The organism is Streptomyces niveiscabiei, assembly GCF_001419795.1.
GTDB lineage: Bacteria > Actinomycetota > Actinomycetes > Streptomycetales > Streptomycetaceae > Streptomyces > Streptomyces niveiscabiei.
On the sequence record NZ_LIRL01000278.1, the window covers coordinates 1 to 3,415 of the forward strand.

Annotated in this window: 3 protein-coding genes; all 3 read right to left on the minus strand. The window is 71.4% G+C overall.

Going from position 1 to position 3,415, the window contains the following annotated elements:
- Positions 1-750, minus strand: a 750-nt coding sequence (locus AOK24_RS14770) for an IS1380 family transposase (protein ID WP_107103961.1), incomplete at its 3' end; no start/stop codon positions are given.
- A 1,085-nt stretch (positions 751-1,835) separates the two neighbouring features.
- Positions 1,836-1,985 carry a hypothetical protein gene (locus AOK24_RS48505; RefSeq protein WP_159051871.1) on the minus strand — a complete coding sequence of 50 codons (150 nt, stop codon included), beginning with the start codon at positions 1,983-1,985 and terminating at the stop codon, positions 1,836-1,838.
- A 187-nt stretch (positions 1,986-2,172) separates the two neighbouring features.
- A partial coding sequence (locus AOK24_RS14775) for a LuxR C-terminal-related transcriptional regulator (protein WP_167376837.1) occupies positions 2,173-3,415 on the minus strand: 1,243 nt, incomplete at its 5' end.

A 3,415-nucleotide genomic window follows, 5' to 3' on the forward strand; every position in this document is an offset into this window, starting at 1 on the left:
CAGCCACCGTCCGCGCCGGGCCAGCCAGGCCACGAACTCGTGGGTGCCGCCCGCGGAATCGGTGCGGATCAGGGTCCGCCGCCCGCGCCGGTACTTCCCCGGCAGTTGAGCGAGGGCGAGGCGGGTGGCGGTGATGTGGTCGGCTGCCGTGTTCGAGCCTGCGTTGCCCGGGCGCAGGAGAGCCGCGACGGGTTCTCCGGTCCCGCCGGGGCCGTGGTCGACGAACCCCATGATCGGGTGGTGGCCGTAGGTCTTCTTCCAGGTCGGGGCGGCGTCCTGCTTGTCCGAGTGCGCGACGACCAGGACCCCGTCCAGGTCCACGGTCACCTGCCCGCCGGCATCCGGAGCCTGCTCGCCGGCCAACTCCCAGACTCTTTCGCGGACTTCGGAACGTGCGGCGCGGATCGCGGTCAGTGCCTTCTCGCCCGAGGCGGCGAGGGTGTCGATCAGCCGGGAGACCGTCGGATCGGAAGCCACCGGGCCGAACACGCCCGGTTCGGCCCGCAGCATGCCGACGTCGGCCAGGCAGTCGCCGCCGAGTGCGACGGCCAGGGCCACATCCAGCAGGACCTTGCCCGGATCGTGCACGGCCCGCGGCTTGCGCCACGGCGTGAGTCCCGCCGATATCGCCGCATCCAGGCCGGACTTGCGGACCGTCTCGACCAGCAGCACCGACCCGGCCTGCGAGACCACCCCACGGCCCCCGCCCTCGACACGGACACGCGAGTACGACCCGCTACTCTTCTTCACCTGGAGAGTGCTTCTTTCCTTGCAGCTGACAGGACCCTCGACAAGTCCCATCGTTGCAGGTCAGCAGCACTCTCCATTTATTTGATCAAGACCCGGACAGACCCACTCGCGAAAGCACGAGGTTAGAGCGACAGTACAAGCCGGTAGCGTGGCTGAGTCCGGTGGGGGTGCAGCGAGGCACGCGCGCGCCTGATCAGGCGGCGAACCCTCCATCGTGGCTGACTGTCGTCGGTTCAGGCTCAGACGGCTCCCACGATGGCTACGCTCCCTGGATGCCTCGCCGCAAGAGTTCGTCATCGACAGCGCGAAGCCTCTCCCGCCACTCCCGCGCGGCCTTAGGGTTGCGGCCCATGCCACGCGCCACGGCACCCGCAACACGCTGAGCGGCGAAGGCCCTGCGCTCGCGGAGTTGCTCGGCAGAGAGGCCGGCCAGATCGGTGTACCAGTTGTCGTAAAGCTTCCAACGACTCATGACCCCAGGGTGCCGACAACCGCGCCCCGAACACTCACCAATTCCGGGCGCCCACCGTGGGCTGCTGCTCAACCGCACCACAAGCGCACCAGATCGAGCGGGGAACAGCGGGGAATCACGGGAAACTCAGTCCCGCCCGACGTGGCCGCCGCCTGCTGTTTGCCCAGGTCAGCACCGAACGGACCTCAGCTGATCTCAGCTTCCCAAGCTGAGAGCGCGAGTTCGATTCTCGTCACCCGCTTTTTTGAGATGGCTCAGGTTTAGCGACCTGGGCCTTTTTGTTGTGTGCATCGATTCCATTGTTTCGGGCCGGAGTCGGGCCGAGGGGATGCTGGCCCGAGGTTGTCCCCGGCTCGGTGGAGAAGGACCGAGAGGTAGGCGAGCTTGGGCGGGCGAGTAGGTCGCCCGCCGGAGAGTCGGCGCGTCGAGCGCGGCTACCGGGAGTTGAAGCAGGGTCGTGGGCCTGGGCCGGACCGACGCCGGCCCTACCCGTCACCGCCGCCGCGACATTCGCCCCGGCGACGCCGGCCTCCTCGAACGCCGCTACAAGTCACTCGCCGGACGCGGTGGATACCCTGCTGCCGCGATGCGTTCGCGCGCCCGGGCGAGACGGTCAGGGGGCGGCGTCGAGGAGCAGGAGCAGCCCGGGGCTGTCGCTGTCCTGGCCGATGATGTCGTGGTCGGCGCTGCCCTGCCCCGCGCCGTCGTTCAGGATCGTGAGGAGGATTCCGGTGATCCCTGAGGCCGGGTGGCTCGGGGACACCGCGAGGAGCTGGCCTGCCAGGAGGACCGACCGTTTCCTTGTGGGCGTGGACCCGATGATGGGCGCGGGGTACGGCCCGGCTCATGTGCCGTGTCACCTAGTTCCCGGGACTGGGTGGTGCGGCGAACGCGTACGGCGCGTCCCGGCCCCGCCTCGCCGGTCGTGACCCGTTGGCTGGGCTGGTTCTCTACGGTGACGAGGTGGCCGTACCGGCCCGCGCCGGGCTCTCGGCCCACCAGGCCGCGATCTGCGCGCGGCACGTGAAGCCGAGTCTGGCCCTGATGTTCTCGACGTGGCGGTCGACGGTACGCGGTGACAGGCTGAGCGCGGCAGCGACCTGGCGGTTGGTCATGCCCTGGGCCACGAGCGCGGCGACTTCCCGCTCTCTGCGGCTGAGGGGGCTCGGCGTGGGGGCGTCCCGCTCCTGGCGGCTCAGTGGGTGCCGCTCTGTCCGGCTCAGCGGGCCCGGCGCGATGGCGTCCAACCCCCTCCGGCTCAAGGCGTCCCGCCCCGTGTCGTCCAGCGCGAGGGCGATCGCCCGGGCCGGACTGTCGTACCCGGCGCCCTCCGCGAGGGCCCTCTCATACCCGGCCGCGCCCAGCGCGGAGGCGACCGCGTCCTCGCAGCGCGCCCGGTGCCCGCCGAGTTCGGTGACGGGGCCGTCGTCGATGTCCCGGGTCAGGGCGCGTACGGCGCCCAGCAGCCGCGCCGCCTGCTCGTGGTCGCCCCGGGACGCGGTGATCCAGGTGAACACCTGGAGGGCGACCGCGGTCCCGGCGTGGTCGTTGAAGCCGCGGAGGGTCTCCAGCGCGGCCCGCGTCAGGGCCGTACCCTCCTCCAGGTCGCCGCGTGTCCAGAGGACGTAGCCCAGCGCCCACTGCGCGTACGCCCCGTACAGCCGCTCCCCGGAAGCTTCCGCGAGCCGCGCCGCGTGCCTGCCGGACTCCTCCGCCGCGCGCGGGTTGCCGAGGCAGACCTGCGCGATCACGAGTTGGAACAGCCAGAGCAGGGCCTGCGGTCCGTCGCCCGCCGCAGCGTGGGCGGCCAGCGCCGCCTCGTACAGGGGCGCGGCCTGTGCCATCCGCCCCTGGAAGGCCGCCGACGCGCCGCGGTAGCCGAGGACGTACGGCCGGACGGACGGGTCGCCCAGCCGTTCGCCGAGTTCCTCGGCCTCGTCCAGCCGGCGGTCGGCCGTCGCGAAATCTCCTTGCAGGATCGCCACCCAGGCGGCGGCCCACAGCGCACCGGCCCGGGCGGGGGTGGGTTCGGGGGCCGCCGCGAGGAGACGGTCGAACTGGCGGCGGCCCTCGCTGAGGAAACCGTCGGCGCACCAGTGGAAGCGGAGGGCTGTGGCTAGGCGGAGGGCGTTTTGGGCGTCCTGTATGCCCTGTGTGCCGGCGGGATGGTTGGCGTGGGGCGCCGACGGGTAC